The sequence below is a fragment of the Pseudomonas sp. A-RE-19 genome (genome assembly GCF_019956555.1).
In the GTDB taxonomy this organism is placed as follows: Bacteria; Pseudomonadota; Gammaproteobacteria; order Pseudomonadales; family Pseudomonadaceae; genus Aquipseudomonas.
Genome location: NZ_JAHBDQ010000028.1, coordinates 39,029 through 59,543, shown reverse-complemented (window position 1 = coordinate 59,543; position 20,515 = coordinate 39,029). Strand labels below are relative to the sequence as shown.

Genomic DNA, 20,515 nt, shown 5'->3' with positions numbered 1-20,515 from the left:
AGATCAAAAGATCGCAGCCTTCGGCAGCTCCTACAGGGGGCACACATTGTGGGCGCTGTCGAAGGCTGCGATCTCTTGATTTTCATGAACAGACTTATCTGAATCATTCACCTATGGCAGGGGAGCAAGCTCCCTCGCCACAGCGGTTCCTTTGGGCTCACCAGACTTCACGGCATTTGCGGCAATTCCTGTGGCCGCAAGTCAAACACCAGCACCTCGGCATCCATTCCATTGCTCAAGGTCAGCACCTGTTCTTCCCGAACCCGTACGCCATCGCCTTCCTGCAACGGCATGCCGTTCAATTCGACACTGCCGCGCGCCACATGCACATAGGCGTAGCGATTGGCCGCCAGTTCCAGCGTGGCGTTTTCCTTGCCGTCGATCAGGCCGGCATACACCCGCGCATCCTGCCGGACTTTCAGCGAACCACTGGCCCCGTCAGGGGAGATGATCAGCTGCAAACGCCCGCGTTTTTTCTGCGTGCTGAAATGCTCTTGCTGGTAACGCGGTTTGGCGCCACTAAACTCTGGCACGATCCAGATTTGCAGGAAGTGCACCGGGCGTGTCGATGAGTGATTGTATTCACTGTGCGCGACGCCGCTGCCGGCGCTCATCAACTGCACGTCACCGGGGCGGATCACCGAACCTGTGCCCAGGGTGTCCTTGTGTTCAAGGGCACCTTCGAGCACATAGGAGAAAATCTCCATGTCGCGGTGCGGGTGCTGGCCAAAGCCCTTGCCGGCTGCTACACGGTCGTCGTTGATCACCAGCAGGTCGGAAAAACCCTGCTCACGCGGGTTGCGGTAATTGGCGAAGGAAAAGGTATGGAACGACTTCAACCAACCGTGATTGGCGGCGCCGCGATCCGAAGCTTTACGAAGGGTCAGCATGATGAAATCTCCTGTCAGGACGTGAATTCGTCCGAGTGAGGAGAAGGTTAATGTTTACTGTTGAGTGCAATAAGTGGATGAAAATTGAAATACTGTCTCGTGCAGGTTGACAGTTATGTGCACGGATTCACGTATCCTTGTTGTTACAATTGGCCATAATGCTCAACGCTGACGCGACGTTCCGATGACTTTGATAACAGTGATGTCCAATCCATGAAAACAGTGGCAATGGTGCTGTTCCCCGACTTTCTTCTGCTCGACATGGCCGGTCCCATGGAGGTGTTTTCCATCGCCAATCGCTATCTGGAACCGGCGGACCGTTATGAGCTGTCGACCATCGGCACCGAGCATGGCGCGTTGCGGGCCTCCAACGGCGTCAACGTTCTGGCCGATTTGCACATCGATCAGGCGAACGAGCGTTATGACTTGTTGCTGGTACCCGGCGGGCCGGGGGCTTACAACGAAAAACATCCACCGTTGCTAGGCTGGCTTCAGGGTGCTGTCACCCGGGCGAACCGTTATGGGGCGATCTGCACCGGCGCGTTCGTGCTCGGGCATGCCGGGCTACTGGACGGCTATCGCGTGACCACTCACTGGCATTACACCGAACGGCTGATCAAAGGCTTCCCCCAGGCCATCGTCGAGACCGATCAGATTTACGTGCAGGACCGCAATCTCATCACCTCCGGCGGCGTCACCGCAGGCATCGACCTGGCGCTGGCGGTGGTTGCCCAGGACCATGGCAAGAAAGTTGCCCAGGACGTTGCCAAAGTATTGCTGGTGGTGATGAAGCGTCAGGGCGGGCAGGCGCAATTCAGTCCGCTGATGATGGCGGTTGCGCCCCATGAAACGCCGATCACCCGGGTGCAGCACCATGTGCTCGAACACCTCGATGAAGCGTTCAGCATCGAACGCATGGCCGGTCTGGTGAACATGAGTGCGCGGCACTTCGCCAGGGTTTTCACCCGGGAAGTGGACATGACGCCGATGGAGTTTCTGCAAAGCGCGCGCATCGACCGCGCCAGGAACCTGCTGGAAACCGGCGACCTGCCGCTCAAGACCGTGGCCTATAAAAGTGGCTTTGGCAGCGTGCGGCATATGCGTTTTCTGTTCAGTGAAAAGCTCGGCCTGACCCCCACTCAATACCGCGAACAGTTCAGCTAGCGCGATTGTCCGTTCCGCGCACCGTGATGACCGTGACGCTCCTCCCGTGGCCGTTGTACCGTCACCCATGCCTGCCAAGATACCCGTGAACTCTTTGATATGGAGGTGCGGGAACCTGGATGGACGGGTGCGATAGGTTCTGCGGTACCTTGAGCCTGCCAGGTTTTCAGCGCGCGAACGTGCATGAATAGCCTCAGAGCAATAAACAGCGACACGGTGCTGCGGTTCGGGCCGTACGCCTTTCACCTGCATCAACGGCTGATCCTGGACGGTGTTCGGCCGCTGCGCATGGGTGGACGGGCCCTGGATATTTTGCAGGTGCTGGTCGAGCGCGCCGGTTCGGTGGTCAGCAAGGAGGCGCTGATTGCCCACGTCTGGCCGACTTCCGTGGTGGAAGAAATCAACTTGCGGGTACACATTGCCGCCTTGCGTCGGGCCCTCGGCGACGGGGAGAACGGCCAGCGCTACATCGTCAACATTCCCCAACGCGGTTATAGCTTCATCGCCCCGGTGCAACGCGACCACGCAGGCACGCCGGTGCTGATCGAGAGGGTGCACAAGCTTCAGCACAACCTGCCTGCGCGGCTCACACCGGTGATCGGTCGTGACTCGATCATTGGCAGTGTGGTCCGGCAGTTGCCGGTTCGGCGTCTCATGACCCTGGTCGGTCCGGCCGGCATAGGCAAGACCACCGTGGCGCTGCGTGTGGCCGAGTTACTGTTGCAGCACTATCAAGACGGCGTCTGGGTGATCGATCTCACGGTCATCGATGACCCGTCGCAGCTCGTCGATCATGTGTCGCGAACTCTGGAACTGGACGTCGGCGCACAGGTGCTGGCACAACGGCATGCCTTGTTGGTGCTCGACAATTGTGAGCACCTGCTCGAACGTTGTCGGGCAGTGGTGGACGATCTGCTGGCCTCGGCGCCACGGCTGTCGATCCTGGCCACCAGCCGCGAACCACTGCAAGCGGCGGGGGAAACGTTGCTGTGTTTACCGGCTCTGACGGTGCCGCCCGCTTCGGTGATGTACAGCGTGGCCGAGGCCATGGGCTATTCGGCGGTGCAGTTGTTCGTGAGCAGCGCCCGAGCCCGTCAGCAAGGGTTTGCCCTGCGCCAACAGGACCTCAAAGCGGTGCGCGAAATCTGTCGACGGCTTGATGGACTGCCCTTGGCCATTGAACTGGCGGCGACGCAGATCGATGCGCTGGCACTGGTGGGGTTGCAAGCGCAACTCGACAACTGTTTTCAGTTGTTGACCCAAGGCCGACGCACCGCCGTGCCTCGGCATCAGACCCTCAAAGCGGCGCTGGACTGGAGCTATGAGCGGCTGAGCCCATTGGAGCAAGCAGTGTTGCAGCGGCTGGCGGTGTTCAAAATGGCGTTCACGCTGGACGCGGCGATTGGCGTGATCAGTTGCGCAGTGCTGTTGCCTGCCAGCCTGGTTAAAGGGGGGGAAAGCCTGGCGCGCAAATCGCTGCTGTCGGTGGAGCAGGGCAGCGGCGTGACCCGTTACCGCTTCCTCAACACCACCCGCACTTACGCCCTGGAGAAACTCGACCACAGTGGCTACTTGCGAGCCTATGAACTGCGTTATGAGCGCTACATCAGCCGGGCACGCTGGATATCAGAAGGTCAGGTGTCGCTGCAGCTCGTCGAGTAACCGACGGACTTTCGTCAGGTCCGGTGTGGCAAAACCCTCGGTGAACCGATGGTAAATCGGTGCCAGCAACTCATGGGCTTTCTGGAAGTGACCCTGACGCTGCCACAGTTGGGCCAGCGACGTGGCGCTGCGCAGCTCCCAGGCCAGCGCTCCCTGGGTTTTTGCCACGGCTAACGCCTTGAGCAGCACCGCCTCGGCCGCGTCGGCTCGGGTGGGGCAATCCTCGGCCAGCAACGCGTCGGCCCGGGCGCGCAGAATTTCCGCGGTGCTCCAGCCTGCCATGCCGTTTTCGGCCCGCTCCAGCAGCGCGTCATCGATGAAACCCGCATCCAGGGTGACCATGATTTCCTTGATCAACCCGGTGTTCGGCAGCGGGGACGACGGCGCATCGGCAGCGTCGATCACCTGCGCGTAATGTTTGGCCCAAGTGTAAAACAGCAGCACCGAGTGTTTCTGAGCTTGCTCAAGCAGCAGGCCCACGAGTTCGCGGGCGACCGGAGTGTCGCCGTTGTAGTGGGCGATCAGGCAACCGGACAGCGCCAGGGTGTAGCAGATGGACGTGCCGTGATCGATCTGGATCGCAATGTCGAGCGCCTGCCGCGCGGTGTGCCAGGCTTTTTCCGGGTGCCCTTGCAGCCAGAGGATGCGTGACAGAATCGTCAAGGCCGCAACGCTCTGGTCGTACTGCACGCCAAAGCCGTGGGTGAAGCGGTTGAGGTGACCGCTCTGGGCCAGGCGCTGAATGACCTGCTCGGCATTCTCCCGCGCCAGTGCCTGATCCCCGGCAAAGTGCTGAGCCAGGACCCGCAAGCGCTGATTGCTGAGGGACAACACCGCATTGCCGTGCAGGCCCAGTCGGTCGAATTGCCGGCTCTGCTCCAGAGCCATTTGGTAGTTGCCGCAACTGAGGTTGACCGCCATGTGCCCCGAGACAGCTCTGAGCTGACCCACCGCATCGTTGCACTGTTCGGCCAGTCGTTTGGCGCTGACGAACGCTTCGATGGTCTCAGCCGTGCCGCCCTGAGTGTGGTAGCAGGAACTGCCGAGGGCGAGCTTCAAGGTCATTTGCAAACGCGGGCAGGGCTGATACGCCGTTTCAAGCAACGCCAATGCTTTGCGCACATACACGCCGTGCTCCTTGAGCAGCGACAGTTCCTGCCAGAGTGGCGTCGAGGTCGCGGCGAGCTGGATCGCCAAGGCTTGTGGCCCTTGAGCATTCAAACCCCAATCGAGTGCGCAACGAATATCTTCCAGGCTGCGGGCGTAACGCTCGGTCCAGCGCTCGCTCGGGATGTGCTCCCAGTCGTTCTGGGCCTGCTGCATCAAGGCCAGGCAGCGTTCGACGTGGCGCTTGCGGGTGTCTGGCAGCTCTTGGGCCTGGGCGAGTTTTTCCAGTGCATAGCCGCGCGTGGTGTCGAGCAAGCGGTAGAACACCTCTTCATCACCCACTTCCACGTTCAACAACGACTTGGCGACTAATTGAGTGATCGAGGCAAACACGACGTCGGGCTCGACGTGCTCGCCGACAATCACGGCGGCCGCTGACTCCAGGGTAAAACCGCCCCGGAATACCCCCAATCGGCGCAGGCAGGTTTGCTCGCAGGCATTGAGCAGTTCGAAGCTCCAGTCCAGGGTCGCGCGCAGAGTCTGATGGCGGCCCAGGGTCGTTTGGCTGCCTTGGGCAAGCAGACGAAAACTGTCTTGCAGTTGTGACAGCAAGCCACTTAAACCCAGGTTGCCTACTTGCGCCGCCGCCAATTCGATGGCCAGCGGAATGCCGTCCAGACGCCGGCAGATTTCAATCGCCAGCGGCAATTCGTCGTCGCTCAGTTCAAAACTGTCGTGGCTGGCCATCGCCCGCTCGACAAACAATTGCAGCGCCGAAAACATCAGGGCTTGAGCGCGGTCGAGCACGGCGATGGTCGGCGGACAGTCCAACGACTCCAGGCGCTGCACGCATTCGCCTTCGGCCCGCAGACTCTCTCGACTGGTGGCCAGAATGTGCACTTGGGGCGCCGCGCGAAGGAGGCTTTCGCTGAGCAACGCAACGGCGTCGATCAGGTGTTCGCAGTTGTCGATGACCAGCAGCATCTGCCGTTCGCGCAGGAAGGTCGCGAGACTGCTCATGGGTTCGGTGTCGTGCAAGGATAAATCCAGCAGCGTCGCCAAATGCGTGGTGATTGTTAAAGGGTCATTGATCGGTGCCAGGTCCAGCAGGCGAATGCCGTCCCGGTAGTGGCCGATCAGTTGCTCGGCGACGCGCAGTGCCACGGTCGTCTTGCCGATCCCGCCGGGGCCCACGAGGGTGATGAAGCGCTGCCGCGCCAGTTGCGTCACCAGGCTGTCGACCAGCGCCTGGCGACCGATCATGCGGGTCCGGCGAATCGGCAAGTTATGGCTGCCCGGCGCATGGGCGTCGTTTTCCGGGTGTTGCTGGATCGGCTCAAGGGAAAACGGCGCGACAAAACTGTAGCCACGTTGGGCGACGGTGATGATGTAACGCTGGCCGGCCTGACCGTCACCGAGGGCTTTGCGCAGCGCGGCCATGTGCACCCGCAGGTTGATGTCCTCCACCACGCTTTTGGGCCAGACCCGGGCGATCAGTTGCTGCTTGCTGACCACATTGCCGGCGTGTTCCAGCAGGATCAACAGAATGTCCATGGCTCGCCGACCCAGGCGCAGGGGTTGGTCGGCCTCCATAACCAGGCGTTGTCCGGGGTAGATCCGGTAGGGGCCGAAATGGATGGCCTGTTCGGGGGAAAGGGTCAACGGGTCACTCCTGCTTGCATCCGTCTATCACGCGGTATCCGGGCATGTTCCTCAGGTTTTTTCGGCAGCGCAACGCAGCGTCGGGCAACTATTGGCGGCGCACAGCGGCGGCTGACTTAGCATCAACGCTCATCGCCCCCGTATTTATTGGGCGCGGCGCCGGCGCAGGGGCAGCCACGTTCGTGGGCGCTCTGCTGAAAATTAACAACGTTTAACTCGTCCTGTGTCCGGTCTACGCTCAAAAATCCATTTCTTCAAGTTCACCCGAAGGCATCGGCCTTCTTGCAACAAAAAGCGTGCCAAAAAGGATGAACACTTCTGGAGGAGCCGGAATGAGCAACGTGGTGGTGGTCTATCACAGTGGCTACGGGCACACCCGGGTCATGGCCGAAGCCGTGGGCCAGGGTGTGGAACGGCACCTGGGCAGCACCTGTCGGCTGATTCCGGTCGAAGAAGTGGATGATCACTGGGAGCGCTTGCACCGCGCCGATGCAATCATCTTCGGCGCACCGACTTACATGGGCAGTGCCTCGGCGGCCTTCAAGGGCTTTATGGAAGCCACCGCGTCGTTCTACCTGGCCCAGCCCTGGCGCGACAAACTGGCTGCCGGGTTCACCAATTCCGGCTGCCTGTGCGGCGACAAGCTCAACACCTTGCTGCAGCTGACGGTGTTCGCCGCGCAGCACTCGATGATCTGGGTCGGCCTCGACCTGCTGCCGGCACGTTCGAGCACCGGTTTGTTCGATGGGCAGTTGAATCGCCTCGGCAGTTCGCTGGGGGCCATGGCGCAGTCGAACGTTGAACAACCCCCCAGCCTTGCACCGCCGCCCGAAGACCGCCACACCGCCGCGCATTTGGGCGAGCGGGTGGCGCGCCTGGCTGAACGAATGGCCCACACCGCTGATTAACCGCCGCAAAACCCATGCATGAGGAGACATCACCATGAGCACCTTTACCACCCGAGACGGCACCGAGATTTACTACAAGGACTGGGGCACCGGTCAGCCGATCGTCTTCAGCCACGGTTGGCCGTTGAATGCCGACAGTTGGGAATCGCAGATGATCTTCCTGGCGTCCAAAGGTTACCGGGTCATTGCCCATGACCGCCGTGGTCACGGTCGTTCGAGCCAGCCATGGTTCGGCAACGAAATGGACACCTACGCCGATGACCTGGCGCAGCTGATCGACCATCTGGATTTGCAGAACGCCGTGCTGTTTGGCTTCTCCACCGGCGGTGGCGAAGTGGCGCGCTACATCGGTCGCCACGGCACCGGTCGCGTAGCCAAGGCCGGGCTGATTTCCTCGGTGCCGCCGCTGATGCTCAAGACCGAGGCCAATCCTGGCGGCCTGCCGCTGGCAGTGTTCGACGGTATTCGTCAGGCGTCCCTGGTCGACCGTTCGCAACTGTACAAGGATCTGGCCAGCGGTCCGTTCTTTGGTTTCAATCGGTCGGGTGCCAAGCCGTCCCAGGGCATGATCGACTGGTTCTGGCTGCAAGGCATGATGTCCGGCCACAAGAACGCCTATGACTGCATCAAGGCGTTCTCCGAAACCGACTTTACCGAAGACCTGAAGAAGTTCGACGTGCCGACGCTTGTGGTACATGGTGACGACGACCAGGTCGTGCCGATCGAAGCCGCCGGCATCGCCTCGGCGAAACTGGTCAAGGGTTCCACATTGAAGGTCTACCCCGGTGCGCCCCATGGTCTGACCGACACCCACAAGGATCAGCTCAACGAAGATCTGCTGGCGTTCCTCAAGGGCTGATCAAGATCAAAAGATCGCAGGCTGCGCCAGCTCCTACACGGCTATGGCTGCGATCTTTGTTTCGCATTCAAGATCAAGAGATCGCAGGCTGCGTCAGCCCTACACGTGAATCCCTGTAGGAGCTGCCGAAGGCTGCGATCTTTTGCTGTTGAGAGAGGGCAGGGCACGCACGGCCCGGCAACGCCAGGCAAACGGTGTGATGCCTTCGCTGCGGGTGAAGATATGGGAAAAATGTGCCTGATCGCAGAAGCCGCATTCCAGGCTGATTTGCGTCAGGGTCAGGTCGGTGTTCTGGATCAACTGCTTGGCCAGGCTGATGCGTTGTTGACGAATCCAGTCTTGTGGCGAGAGGCCGGTGCTGCACTTGAACGCACGGGAAAAATGACTGCGTGACAACGCGCAGGCCCGTGCCAGTTCTGTCACTTCCAGGGTTTCACCCAGATGGTCGAGGATCAGCCGCTTGGCCAGACTTTCACGCCAGGGGCTGAGCCCGCCAATGTTTTTTTTTCCCGTTAAGGGGGCGGACGCACTGATCGCGCTTTGCTGAAAATGAGCCATGGCCAATGTCCGTGTCGGTGGGGCGCGCGCGGGTTCACTGCAAGGTGAATCAGCACGTGCCCTCTGAAAAAAAGCTCTATGCAGGGAGCTTGATTCTTGGTCGCGGAGGCTTTGGCTTGCGAGTTAAACGTTGTTAATTTCGCCGTCAGGCCAAGGGTGAAACAGCGTCAACTGAGCACATCGCTGCAATTCGTGCCGACACAGGGCCGTGCAAGATTGACGACGTGTAGCGGCCTGCGCTGGGCCGCTTTTTTCTGGCTCGATCAACGGTGATCTCATGAAGCATTCCCGCGTTTGCAGGCTTGGCGGACTCGGCCTGGCATTGGCGCTGATGTCCGGCACCAGCCTGGCCCAGGCACCGGCTCAGGTGAACACTCAGGTACCCGGCTATTACCGGCTCGCGATGGGCGACTACGAGGTGACGGCGTTGTTCGATGGCTACAACGACCTGTCGCCCAAACTGCTCGACGGTCTGACTCAAAACCAGATCCGTGCGTTGCTGGCTCGTCGCTCGATTGAAACACCGGGGGTGCAAACCGCGTTCAATGCGTTTCTGGTGAACACCGGCAAACGATTGATTCTGGTGGATACCGGAGCGGGGCAGTGCATCGGTGCCACGGCGGGTCAGCTGTCGGCGAACATGAAAGCCGCCGGTTATCAGCCAGAACAGGTCGATACCATCCTGCTCACCCACTTGCATCTGGATCATGTGTGCGGGTTGGTGGACGGGCAGCAAAAACCGGTGTTCGCCAATGCAACGGTCTACGCGGCCAAGGCAGAAGCCGATTACTGGCTTGACCCTCAGGCCATGGTCAAGGCACCGGCCGGCGCCAGGGAGTTTTTCAAGATCGCCCAGGACTCCACCGCGCCGTACATCGCGGCGGGCCGCTTCAAGACCTTTACTGCCGGGCAGTCGCCAGTGCCGGGGGTTGTCGATGCCGAACTGGAGGCCGGGCACACACCGGGCAGTACCACGTATCGGTTCAGCTCCCAGGGCCAGAGTATTCTGTTCATGGGCGATCTGGTGCATAACCTGGCGGTGCAGTTCGAGCATCCTGAGGTATCGATTCGTTTCGACGTCGACAGTCAGCAAGCGATCAAGAGTCGCGCCAAGGTTTTCAGCGATGCGGCGGCCAGCAAGATCTGGGTCACGGCGGCGCATTTGCCGTTTCCGGGTGTCGGCCACATCACCGCAGTGGACAAGCATTTCCAGTGGGTACCTATCGAATACGGGCCTTACAAACGAGCGGCGAAAGTGCCGATGATCGAGTAAAGTCCGACAGACTCGCGCCTGGCTGAACACACAAGGGAACCGTGCCCATGAACCGTAACGATCTGCGCCGTGTCGACATGAACCTGCTGGTGATTTTCGAAGCCCTGATGTTCGAAAAGAACCTGACCCGGGTCGCCGAAAAACTGTTCATGGGCCAACCGGCGGTGAGCGCCGCGTTAGCGCGGTTGCGTGATTTGTTCGACGATCCGTTGTTGTTGCGCAACGGTCGCGGCATGGAACCGACCGCCCGGGCGCTGGCGATTCTCAAGGAGTTGCAACCGGCGATGGACACCATCTCGGGGGCAGTCAGCCGCGCCAAGGAATTCGACCCGACGACCAGCTGCGATGTGTTTCGCATCGGGCTGTCGGACGATGCCGAGTTCGGTCTCTTTCCTCCGTTGCTCCGGCAACTGCAAGAAGAAGCGCCGGGGATCGTGGTGGTCGTGCGCCGCGCCAATTACCTGCTGATGCCGGCGTTACTGGCGTCCGGCGAAATCTCGGTGGGCGTCAGCTACACCACCGACCTGCCGGCCAACGCCAAACGCAAGAAACTGCGCGACATCCCCTGCAAAGTACTGCGCGGCGACAACCGCCCGGAACCGCTGACCCTGGATGATTACTGTGCGCGGCCCCATGCGATGGTGTCGTTTTCCGGTGACCTGAGCGGCAACATCGATCTGGATCTGGCCAAGGTCGGGCGCACGCGACGCGTTGTGCTTGGGGTGCCGCAATTCAGTGGCTTGCGCGCGTTGCTCGCTGGCACCGAGATGATTGCCACTGTCCCCGATTACGCAGCCTGCGCGTTGGTGGAAGGCTGCGCCTTACGCGCCGAAGATCCACCGTTCCCCATCGACGCCGCGCAACTGTCCATGGCCTGGAGCGGGGTGCACGACAACGATCCGGCGGAGCGCTGGTTACGTTCGCGGATCAGTCATTTCATGTCTGAACCCCTGAAAATACCGGCCCCGTAGGAGCTGCCGAAGCCTGCGATCTTTTGATCCTGACAGCCGACCCGATTTTGCGGATATACCCGATCCCCTGTGGGAGCGAGCCTGCTCGCGATGACGGCGTGTCAGACAACATCATTGTTGACTGGAAGGCCGCCATCGCGAGCAGGCTCGCTCCCACAGGGGAATGTGTGTTGATTCGAGGGCTGTGTTTAATGGTGTTTAGCGTTACTTCCTGAAAGCTACAGATCCTTGCGCCGTTGCCTACGACTGCGCCAGAATCCGCCGGCTTGTGCGCTTTGGGCCTGGTCTTTATCGTTTCCGCATCGCTGCCAATCAGCGATCGGGTTTAGCGACCTGAACAGGTATAAGCGCAACAACGCTCCGTCATATTGCAGGCATTCCATGTCTGCAGTTTCGATATGGTGGCTGTGCGCGGGAGGCCCTCGGGTCTGCCGGGTCTTATACCTCTCGGTTCGCTAACCTGCGTACAGCCGCCACCCTTACTTGTTTAGCGACAGGTACTGGTGGTTCCATCAGGTATAACGGAGATTCACCATGTTCAAAGACACACCTAACCCGCCACAAACCGACGACGTTTCCCCCTACGATCCCCTCGATCCCAAAAGACTCAACGAAGCCGCCGAGCGTGCTCTCGATCACTACCTCAAACCGTCCGACCCCGACGGTGCCAATCAGCCCCCGCGCAAACCGAGCACGATTTATACCGTCGCCCCCAACATCGACATCGAAGAGCTACTGGCCAATGCCTGTGAATCCTTTGCCTCGGCCAAGGTGATCGCCAGTGACTGTGCCGGGTTTCTGGAGGGGCCGCAGCGCAATACGATACTGGGCGTCGCGCAGCTCATCATGATAGGTGAACTGGCTGTGAGTCGGGCGCTGGATAGTCTGGAGCTGAAGGCAGCCCCGGCCGTCTGACCGGATTCAATACGAAACGGCCTTCGGGCCGTTTTTTGTGCCTGAGCAGTAGCGGGCACACACACACAAAACCCTGTGGGAGCGAGCCTGCTCGCGATGACGGCGTGTCAGACAACATCATTGTTGACTGGAAGGCCGCCATCGCGAGCAGGCTCGCTCCCACAGGGGATGTGTCGTTTTGGCGTCCAGTGTGTTGGGGCAAAGAGAGCACGTACATTCAATTTTTCCCGACCCCTTGGCGGCACTATTCAGGCCAGTGATTGAACAAGGGTGAGCCATGAACGCTTCGCAACGGGATGAACAGGCGCGGGATGTCGGGCTGCTGTTTTTGCGGGTCAGTGGCGGTCTGTTTCTGCTGTGGGTTCACGGCTTGCCCAAGCTGCTGGACTTCAGTGCGCAGTTGCAACTGATCGAAGACCCTTTCCACCTCGGTGCCCACCTCACCCTGAGCCTGGCGATTTTCGCCGAAGTGCTGTGCCCGCTGCTGATCGTCGCCGGTGTTCTGGCGCGATTGGCGTGCTTGCCTATTCTGTTTGTGCTGCTGGTGGCGCTGCTGGTCGTGCACCCGCAATGGAGTGTGGCCGAAGGGCAGTTCGGCTGGTTGTTGTTGATTATCTTCACCTCTGTGTTTATCGCCGGGCCGGGACGGCTGGCGCTCAATGTTCGCTTGCCCGGAGTGCTCCGTTATGTCTGAAGCCCACACTCAAAAAGCGCCGGGGTCCGATGAGATCGTGACGCTGATCGTCAAGCACCGGGTCAAGGCCGGTTTCGAAGCGGCCTATGAAGCCTGGCTGCGCAACATCGTCAGCGTAGCGGGGCGCACGGAAGGACATCTGGGCGTGGACGTGATCCGCGGCAAGAACGCTGGCCTGGACATGTTCACTTGCGTGCTGCGCTTTTGCTCCACCGAGGCCATGCAGCACTGGCTCGACTCGCCGCAACGTCAGGCGCTTATCGATGAAGCCGCGCCGATGCTGGCCGACGGCGACCAGACCGAGGTCAACCCGGTCAACGAATTCTGGTTCGCGCCATTGGCCGATGCCGCCTCGCCGCCACCGCGCTGGAAGCAATCGGTGGTGACGCTGCTGGTGATTCTGCCGCACACCTTGCTGGTGCCACTGATCTGGGGGCCGCTGCTCAAACTCAACGCTTTTCTCTCCAACTACGTGGTCGCCACGTTCCTGATCACCCTGACCATCGTGCTGTCGGTGGTGTACGTGTGCATGCCGGCCGCGACGCGCTTGTTTGCGCCGTGGCTGACGGCCAGTCAGCCACGGGAGCACCTCGAATCCAACGCAAATTCGCCGCGCTGAGCTGGCGCTTTTTTGCTTCATTTCACTGATGACGAAGGAACTGCGATGAACGCCGATCTGATTCTGTTCAATGGCCAATTTCATACCGTAGACCGCGAAAAACCCCTCGCCAGCGCCGTGGCGATCAAGGGCGGCCGCTTCGTCGCGGTCGGCACCGACGCCGAAGCCATGGCCCTGCGCGGCTCGGGCACTCAGATGATCGACCTCAAGGGCCGTTGTGTCATCCCGGGCCTCAACGACTCGCACCTGCACCTGATCCGTGGCGGTTTGAACTACAACCTCGAACTGCGCTGGGAAGGCGTGCCGTCCCTGGCTGACGCGTTGCGCATGCTCAAGGAGCAAGCCGCCCGCACACCGACGCCGCAATGGGTACGGGTGGTCGGTGGCTGGAATGAATTCCAGTTTGCCGAGAAGCGCATGCCGACCCTGGAAGAGCTCAACCAGGCGGCGCCAGACACCCCGGTGTTCGTGCTGCATTTGTACGACCGCGCCTTGCTCAACCGCGCAGCATTGCGGGTTGCCGGTTACACCCGCGACACGCCGAACCCGCCGGGTGGCGAAATTGTGCGTGATGCTAACGGCAACCCGACTGGCATGTTGGTCGCAAGGCCGAACGCAATGATCCTGTACTCGACCCTGGCCAAGGGGCCGAAGTTGCCGCTGGAATATCAGGTCAACTCGACCCGCCAGTTCATGCGCGAACTCAACCGCCTCGGCCTGACCAGTGCGATCGATGCCGGCGGTGGTTTCCAGAATTACCCGGACGATTATCAGGTGATCGAGCAGTTGGCCAAGGACGAGCAACTGACCATCCGCATCGCTTACAACCTGTTCACGCAGAAGCCGAAGGAAGAGCTGACCGATTTCCAGAACTGGACCGGCAGCGTCAAGTTGCATCAGGGCGACGACTTCCTGCGGCACAACGGCGCCGGGGAAATGCTGGTGTTCTCGGCGGCGGATTTCGAAGACTTCCTCGAACCGCGTCCGGACCTGCCGCAAACCATGGAAGACGAGCTGGAACCGGTGGTCCGCCACCTCGTTGAGCAGCGCTGGCCGTTCCGTTTGCACGCCACCTACAACGAATCCATCAGCCGCATGCTCGACGTGTTCGAGAAGGTCAACCGCGACATTCCCTTCAATGGTTTGCCGTGGTTCTTCGACCATGCCGAAACCATCACCCCGCAGAACATCGAGCGGGTGAGGGCGCTGGGCGGGGGCATCGCGATTCAGGACCGCATGGCGTTCCAGGGCGAGTATTTCGTCGAGCGTTACGGCGCCAAGGCCGCTGAAAGCACACCGCCGATCAAGCGCATGCTGGCCGAAGGTGTGCCGGTCGGCGCCGGCACCGATGCGACTCGAGTGTCCAGCTACAATCCATGGACCTCGTTGTACTGGATGGTCAGCGGCCGCACTGTCGGAGGCTTGGCGCTGCACGAAGAAGGCTTGTCGCGGCAGACCGCGCTGGAATTGTTCACCCACGGCAGTGCCTGGTTTTCGTCGGAACAGGGCAAGAAAGGCCAGATCAAGGTCGGTCAGCTGGCTGACGTGGCGGCATTGAGCGCGGACTTTTTCAGTGTCGAGGAAGAAGCCATCAAGTGGATCGAGTCGGTGCTGACCGTGGTCGGTGGCAAGGTGGTGTACGCCGCCGGCGACTTCGAAAAGCTGGGGCCGGCCAGCGTGCCGGTGCTGCCGGACTGGTCGCCGGTGGCGAAGGTTCCGGGACACTGGCGGCCGAACGCGCCGATGCAGGCGCAGGTGCACCAGTGCAGCGGCCCGTGCGCCGTGCATACCCACAGCCATGAGAAGGCCCGTATGTCGAACGTGCCGGTGAGTGACTTCGCCGGTTTCTGGGGCGCCTTCGGCTGTTCCTGCTTCGCGTTCTGAGTCTTGCAACAAAGCGTCGGCCATCGTGGTCGACGCTTCACCTCATCACCATCCGAGGAGTTTCACATGAGCAACGTTCCTTACAAACGCTTGAACAAAGACGACGCCGTTGTGCTGCTGGTCGATCACCAGACCGGTCTGATCTCGCTGGTGCAGGATTTCTCGCCCAACGAATTCAAGAACAACGTGCTGGCCCTGGGCGACATCGCCAAGTTCTTCAACTTGCCGACCATCCTCACTACCAGTTTCGACAGCGGCCCGAACGGTCCGATCGTGCCGGAGCTTAAAGAGCAGTTTCCGGACGCTCCGTTCATTGCTCGTCCAGGCCAGATCAATGCCTGGGACAACGAGGATTTCGTCAAGGCGATCAAGGCTACCGGCCGCAAGCAACTGATCATCGCCGGCGTGGTGACCGACGTCTGTGTGGCGTTCCCGACCTTGTCGGCGCTGGCCGAAGGTTTTGAAGTGTTCGTGGTGACCGATGCTTCCGGCACCTTCAACACCACCGTGCAACAGGCGGCGTGGGCACGCATGTCGGCGGCGGGTGCACACCTGCTGAACTGGTTCTCCGTGGCCTGCGAGCTGCAAGGCGACTGGCGCAACGACATGGAAGGCCTGGCCAACCTGCTGTCCCAGCGTCTGCCGAACTACCGCAACCTGATCAACAGCTACACGAAATTTACCGCCAAATAAGTGCAAAACCTGTGGGAGCGAGCCTGCTCGCGAAAGCGGCGTGTCAGATGACATCAATGTCACTGATATTCCCTCTTCGCGAGCAGGCTCGCTCCCACAAGGTCGGTACCTGACAGTTGTTTAACGACTCTGCAACCACCCCAAAAAACCACCTTTCCTGATCGGTGCCGGTCTGGCCATCAACGCCAGCCGACTGTTCTGCTGCCGCACCGCCTGCAACTTGTTCAACGCCCGACCCACTTCGCTGCGCTGTTCCATGCACTGTCGGGTCAGGTTCTTGTCGAGACGGTAGATGATCGAAGACGTCAGCGCGGTAAAAGTCGCCTGTGACGGCGTATCGGCCAGGATGCTCTGTTCGCCCATGACTTCGCTCGGCCCCATGCGACCGGCCTCGGTGAAACCGTTGCCGTCCGGTACGCTGGCGCTGACGACGCCGGTGGCGATCACGAACAGGCTGTCTGGCACTTCATCCAGATCCAGCACCACCTGGCCTGCGGCGTATTGTTGCGCGACCATCGATTCGGCGAGACGGTCACGTTCTTCATGGCTCAGCGAGCGGAAAATCTTCACTTCATCGAGCAGCGCGCGGGCGCGGGTCGAGGGTTCGATCACGCCGTCGGGGTGTCGCGAGATGCCGGCCGCTTCCAGATGGCGATGGGCGAGGTCGAACAGTTGATTGCGCACGTCACTTTTCTTGCCCAGCTCAGCGATGAAACCGCTGGCCACGTACTCGGACATCTCTTCGCCGGCCTCTTTCAACACCGCTTTGGGGGCCGGGTTCAGCAACAGGTTGCTACTGCCTTGCAGCGTGCGGTCGAGGGCGTCGAGCACCCGGCGTGGGCGGATGTGGTTCGCCACCTTGATGCTGATCGACACTCCGTGCAGATTGTTCGGGCGGCTGAGGTTGACGATTTTGGCCTTGGCCGCCACCGAGTTCGGCACCACGGCCATCGTGCCGGCGCTGCTCAACAGGTGCGTGGCGCGCCAGTTGATGTCCAGCACTTTACCCTCGACGCCATCGATAACGACAAAGTCGTCCACCTGATAGGGTTTGGTGGTATTCAGCACAATGCCGGAGAACACGTCGGCCAACGTACTCTGCAACGCCAGACCGACCACGATGGCGAACACGCCGGAAGTCGCGAGCAGCCCTTTGACCGGCAGATCCAGCACATAACCGGCGGCCGCGACGATGGAGGCCAGAAATACCAGCGCACCGATAACGTCCTGCAACAAACGGCCGCTGTGGCCTATTCGGCGCATCAGCACCAGACCGAACACTTCCGTGAGTACCCGTGCGGCATACAGCCACCAGAGAATCCCCAGCGCCGTTGCACCGAGTTGCGCCACCTGGTCATCGGCAAATAACGGTGCCTGCAACGGGCTGACGCCGGCATTGATGACCAGCGCACTGAACGCCAGAAACAGCACCAGCCGCACACCGACCTTTGGTGCGCGATGCTTGAACGGGGCGAGGTGCCAGAGCAGAGCGTCGAGCACCAGCAGCAGGGCGCTCCAAGGCAACAGGTGGGCAGAGAAAAGGCTCATGGATTGCACTCCAACGGGCACAAAAAAACTCGCCACACCCTGGGGTGTGGCGAGAGGTTGGACTTAGTTCAGATGCGTCTTGAGCTCGGCCGCGGCCTGACGTACCGCCGCTTTGACTTCCGGAATCTGATTCAGCGGATTGAGCAGGCCAAAGTCATGAATCATCCCGTTGTAGCGCACCGAGGTCACCGGCACACCGGCCGCATCGAGGTGGCGGGCGTAGCCTTCGCCTTCGTCACGCAGCACGTCGAATTCGGCGGTCTGCACCAGTGCGGCAGGCAGGCCCTTGAGTTGTTCGGCGCTGGCGTTGAGCGGCGAGGCATGAATCTGCGCACGCTCGGCCGGGTTGGTGGTGTAGTTGTCCCAGAACCACTGCATCATCCCTTTGGTGAGGAAGTGCCCCTCGGCGAATTGCTGGTACGAGCCGTCGTCGAATTGTGCGTTAGTCACCGGCCACATCAACAGCTGGAAGCGCAGGGCAGGGGTTTTCTGCTCCTTGGCCATCAGTGCCACGACCGCCGCCATGTTGCCGCCGACGCTGTTGCCGGCCACCGCCAGTCGCTTGCCATCGACACCGATCTCTTTGCCATGCTCGGCCACCCATTTCGTCGCGGTGTAGGCCTGGTTGATAGCGGTCGGGTATTGCGCTTCCGGCGACGGCGTGTAGTCGACGTATACCGCGACTGCACCGGAGCCCACTACCAGGTCACGGATCAGGCGCTGGTGAGTCGGGAAGTCACCCAATACCCAGCCGCCACCGTGGAAGAACATGAACACTGGCAACTCACCCTTGACCTTGGCCGGACGCACCACTTTCAGGTTGATGGTCTGGCCGTCGACTTTGATGGCCTTGTCGCTGATTTCAACGCCCGACAGATCGACCTTCACCGAAGCCTGGGCGCCGGTCAGCACCGCGCGGGCGTCTTTCGGGCTCAGTTGTTCCAGCGGTTTGCCACCGCCGGCGGCGAGGGCATCGAGGAAGGCCTGGGTGTTGTGTTCGACACCGGGGCTGCCGGCGGCGAATGCGTTGCCGATGGACAGGGCGAGGACGGAAGCGGCGAGGGCTTTCTTGATGTTCATGTGTCATTCCTTTTTAAATCGTTTGAGTTTTTGTATGCCTTGGGATCGGGCTGCTGTAGTGCTGGGGTTCGGGCCTCAGCAACACCGTGAGCACAGATTAATGAGGTGCCGGAAAGTGAAAAAGCGGCTATAAAGTGAATGACTGTCAACCAGGGCGCGACAATGAACCCGTTCGAAGATATGCGTATTTTTTGCCAGGTCATGGACTCCGGCAGCTTCACCGCAGCGGCTGATCAGTTGGGGCTGTCCAAGCAGTTCGTCAGCCGCCGCCTGATGCAACTGGAAGAGCGCCTCGGCGTGCGCCTGCTCAACCGTTCGACCCGGCGGCTGGATGTCACGCCGTTGGGGCAGAGTTATTACGAATCGGCCCTGCGCCTGCTTGGCGAAGTCGAGCAAGTGGAGCAGGGCATCGCCGGCCAGACTACCGAGCCTCGCGGCACCATTCGCTTGAGCGCGCCGCTGTCATTTGCAGTCGCACATTTGGGCAGTCTGTTGCCGGTATTCTTGCAGCGTTATCGCCAGGTCACGGTGGAGGTCGACCTGAGCGATCGGCCAGTGGACTTGCTCGGCGAGGGCTACGATCTGGCATTGCGCATTGGCGTGCTGGAAGATTCGACGCTGATCGCCCGACGCCTCGCCGCCATCGAGCGGGTGTACTGCGCCAGCCCGGCGTATCTCGCCGAGCGCGGTACGCCGCTCAAACCCGAGGATCTGCACAGCCACGATTGCCTGCCCTATGGCCACGGTCGTCAGGTGCAATGGCGGTTCGACGGGCAGGGCAAGCCGTTGGCGGTCACCGTTACCGGCCGGATGCGGGTCAACAACGGTGAGTTGCTCAAGGACGCGGCCATTGCCGGCATGGGGATCACATACCTGCCGACCTTCATCGTCGGTTCGGCCCTGAAGGACGGTCGGCTGGTGTCGGTACTGGATGATTTTCGCCCCGAGCCGCTGACCTTGTCGGCGGTCTACCCGCAGCATCGTCAGGGCTCGCGACCGGTGCAGGCGCTGATCGAGTTCTTGCGTGAGCGGTTGAATCAACGCGAAGAGGGTCCGCACTATCGGTGATTACAAGATCGCAACAAAGCTCGAATGGCGATTTTCCTGACGCTGATCCAGACTCGTGCCGGCCTATCAAAGGCCCGAATTCTGGAGCGTGCAATGGAAATGCCGACAAAAGAAAAAGCCATCGCCAGCAATCGCGATGCGTGGAATGACTCCGCCCAACACCACAAGAACACCCCTGAGTGGCGGGCCTGTTTGAGTGCCGTGAGCCATGGCGATTTTTCCTGTCTGGATGACACCCTCACCGGGTTGCTTCAACAGGTCGGCGTCGACGGCAAGGATGTGGTGCAACTGGGCTGCAACAACGGACGCGAAAGTCTTTCGCTGTTTGCCTTGGGGGCCCGTCGTGTCGTGGGCATTGACCAGTCGGAGGCCTTTCTCGATCAGGCCCGGGAGCTGGCATCCCGTTCGCCCCATGAGCCCGAATTCATCGAGGCTGACATCCATCGCCTGCCGACAGATCTTCACCAGCGCTTCGATGTAGCGCTGATTACCATCGGTGTATTGAACTGGATGCCGGACATCGCCGAATTCTTGCGCCATGTCGCGCAAACCCTCAAGCCCGGCGGTGCGCTTGTGGTGTACGAAACCCACCCGTTCCTCGAAATGTTCGACCCCGAATCAGCCGATCCCTATCGCCCGGACAGCTCGTATTTTCGCAGCGAACCTTTCGTCCAGAACCAGCCGATCGTCTACGAGGGTAAAGTCGAACAGCAGGCGTCAGCGTCTTACTGGTTCGTTCACACCCTGGGCGCCATCTTCACCGGTGCCGTCGAGGCGGGGTTGCAGATCAGCCATTTCAAGGAATACCCGCATTCCAACCGCGAAGAACTCTACGATCGGTATCAGCAGCAAAAGGCGCAGTTGCCGTTGTGTTACACGTTGGTGGCGGTGAAGCGCTGAGTTTCGGTTTCGCGGGCAAGCGCCAATGCCAGTCACAGGGAGCCGAACTTGTGGGAGCGG

18 protein-coding genes are annotated in these 20,515 nt (G+C 60.7%); 13 read left to right on the top strand and 5 right to left on the bottom strand.

What is annotated here, in order from left to right; translation table 11 throughout:
- Positions 1 to 167: 167 nt before the first annotated feature.
- Positions 168 to 890, bottom strand: coding sequence for a pirin family protein (locus tag KGB14_RS18580; RefSeq protein ID WP_223488194.1), 723 nt, complete (start codon positions 888 to 890; stop codon positions 168 to 170).
- Positions 891 to 1,103: 213 nt separating this feature from the next.
- Between KGB14_RS18580 and KGB14_RS18575 the strand changes: the two genes are divergently transcribed.
- Both KGB14_RS18575 and KGB14_RS18570 read left to right on the top strand, forming a co-directional pair.
- Positions 1,104 to 2,054 carry a GlxA family transcriptional regulator gene (locus KGB14_RS18575; RefSeq protein WP_223488193.1) on the top strand — a complete coding sequence of 317 codons (951 nt, stop codon included), beginning with the start codon at positions 1,104 to 1,106 and terminating at the stop codon, positions 2,052 to 2,054.
- A gap of 183 nt (positions 2,055 to 2,237) precedes the next feature.
- A complete protein-coding gene (locus KGB14_RS18570; protein WP_223488192.1) occupies positions 2,238 to 3,716 on the top strand; it encodes an ATP-binding protein in 1,479 nt (492 codons plus the stop codon).
- On the opposite strand, the gene KGB14_RS18565 is transcribed toward KGB14_RS18570, so the two are convergent.
- Positions 3,681 to 6,485, bottom strand: a complete 2,805-nt coding sequence (locus KGB14_RS18565) for an ATP-binding protein (RefSeq protein WP_223488191.1) — start codon at positions 6,483 to 6,485, stop codon at positions 3,681 to 3,683. The two genes, KGB14_RS18570 and KGB14_RS18565, sit on opposite strands and share 36 nt — an antisense overlap.
- A 332-nt stretch (positions 6,486 to 6,817) precedes the next feature.
- On the opposite strand from KGB14_RS18565, the gene KGB14_RS18560 reads away from it, so the two are divergent.
- Positions 6,818 to 7,393: a flavodoxin family protein gene (locus KGB14_RS18560; RefSeq protein ID WP_223488190.1), complete on the top strand. Its 576-nt coding sequence runs from the start codon at positions 6,818 to 6,820 to the stop codon at positions 7,391 to 7,393.
- 34 nt (positions 7,394 to 7,427) lie between these two features.
- Positions 7,428 to 8,252, top strand: coding sequence for an alpha/beta fold hydrolase (locus KGB14_RS18555; protein WP_223488189.1), 825 nt, complete (start codon positions 7,428 to 7,430; stop codon positions 8,250 to 8,252).
- Positions 8,253 to 8,351: 99 nt separating this feature from the next.
- On the opposite strand, the gene KGB14_RS18550 is transcribed toward KGB14_RS18555, so the two are convergent.
- Positions 8,352 to 8,810: a helix-turn-helix domain-containing protein gene (locus tag KGB14_RS18550; protein ID WP_223488188.1), complete on the bottom strand. Its 459-nt coding sequence runs from the start codon at positions 8,808 to 8,810 to the stop codon at positions 8,352 to 8,354.
- 277 nt (positions 8,811 to 9,087) lie between these two features.
- On the opposite strand from KGB14_RS18550, the gene KGB14_RS18545 reads away from it, so the two are divergent.
- The 7 genes from KGB14_RS18545 to ycaC all read left to right on the top strand — a co-directional run bounded on the left by KGB14_RS18545 (position 9,088) and on the right by ycaC (position 15,859).
- Positions 9,088 to 10,083: an MBL fold metallo-hydrolase gene (locus KGB14_RS18545; protein ID WP_223488187.1), complete on the top strand. Its 996-nt coding sequence runs from the start codon at positions 9,088 to 9,090 to the stop codon at positions 10,081 to 10,083.
- Positions 10,084 to 10,130: 47 nt separating this feature from the next.
- On the top strand, positions 10,131 to 11,054 hold the full coding sequence (locus KGB14_RS18540; protein WP_223488186.1) for a LysR family transcriptional regulator: 924 nt from the start codon (positions 10,131 to 10,133) through the stop codon (positions 11,052 to 11,054).
- Between the two features lie 534 nt (positions 11,055 to 11,588).
- A complete protein-coding gene (locus tag KGB14_RS18535; RefSeq protein WP_223488185.1) occupies positions 11,589 to 11,969 on the top strand; it encodes a DUF6124 family protein in 381 nt (126 codons plus the stop codon).
- A 277-nt stretch (positions 11,970 to 12,246) separates the two neighbouring features.
- Complete coding sequence (locus KGB14_RS18530) at positions 12,247 to 12,663, top strand: DoxX family protein (protein WP_064618759.1); 417 nt, start codon at positions 12,247 to 12,249, stop codon at positions 12,661 to 12,663.
- Complete coding sequence (locus KGB14_RS18525; protein ID WP_223488184.1) at positions 12,656 to 13,282, top strand: antibiotic biosynthesis monooxygenase; 627 nt, start codon at positions 12,656 to 12,658, stop codon at positions 13,280 to 13,282. Before KGB14_RS18530 ends, KGB14_RS18525 begins: the two co-directional genes overlap by 8 nt.
- 45 nt (positions 13,283 to 13,327) lie before the next feature.
- Entirely contained in the window at positions 13,328 to 15,166 is a 1,839-nt protein-coding gene (locus KGB14_RS18520) for an amidohydrolase (RefSeq protein ID WP_223488183.1), read from the top strand.
- Positions 15,167 to 15,232: 66 nt separating this feature from the next.
- The gene (ycaC, locus tag KGB14_RS18515) at positions 15,233 to 15,859 is read left to right on the top strand and encodes an isochorismate family cysteine hydrolase YcaC (protein ID WP_223488182.1); all 627 of its coding nucleotides are present in this window, start codon (positions 15,233 to 15,235) and stop codon (positions 15,857 to 15,859) included.
- A gap of 120 nt (positions 15,860 to 15,979) precedes the next feature.
- Here the strand turns inward: ycaC and KGB14_RS18510 are convergent, their stop codons facing one another.
- Positions 15,980 to 17,407 (bottom strand): mechanosensitive ion channel family protein, encoded by a 1,428-nt coding sequence (locus tag KGB14_RS18510; protein ID WP_223488181.1) that lies wholly within the window; start codon positions 17,405 to 17,407, stop codon positions 15,980 to 15,982.
- 63 nt (positions 17,408 to 17,470) lie between these two features.
- Positions 17,471 to 18,487, bottom strand: coding sequence for an alpha/beta hydrolase (locus KGB14_RS18505; protein ID WP_223488180.1), 1,017 nt, complete (start codon positions 18,485 to 18,487; stop codon positions 17,471 to 17,473).
- Between the two features lie 162 nt (positions 18,488 to 18,649).
- Between KGB14_RS18505 and KGB14_RS18500 the strand changes: the two genes are divergently transcribed.
- Positions 18,650 to 19,555 (top strand): LysR family transcriptional regulator, encoded by a 906-nt coding sequence (locus KGB14_RS18500; RefSeq protein WP_223488179.1) that lies wholly within the window; start codon positions 18,650 to 18,652, stop codon positions 19,553 to 19,555.
- Between the two features lie 93 nt (positions 19,556 to 19,648).
- Positions 19,649 to 20,455 carry a class I SAM-dependent methyltransferase gene (locus tag KGB14_RS18495; RefSeq protein WP_223488178.1) on the top strand — a complete coding sequence of 269 codons (807 nt, stop codon included), beginning with the start codon at positions 19,649 to 19,651 and terminating at the stop codon, positions 20,453 to 20,455.
- The last annotated feature ends 60 nt before the right edge of the window (positions 20,456 to 20,515 follow it).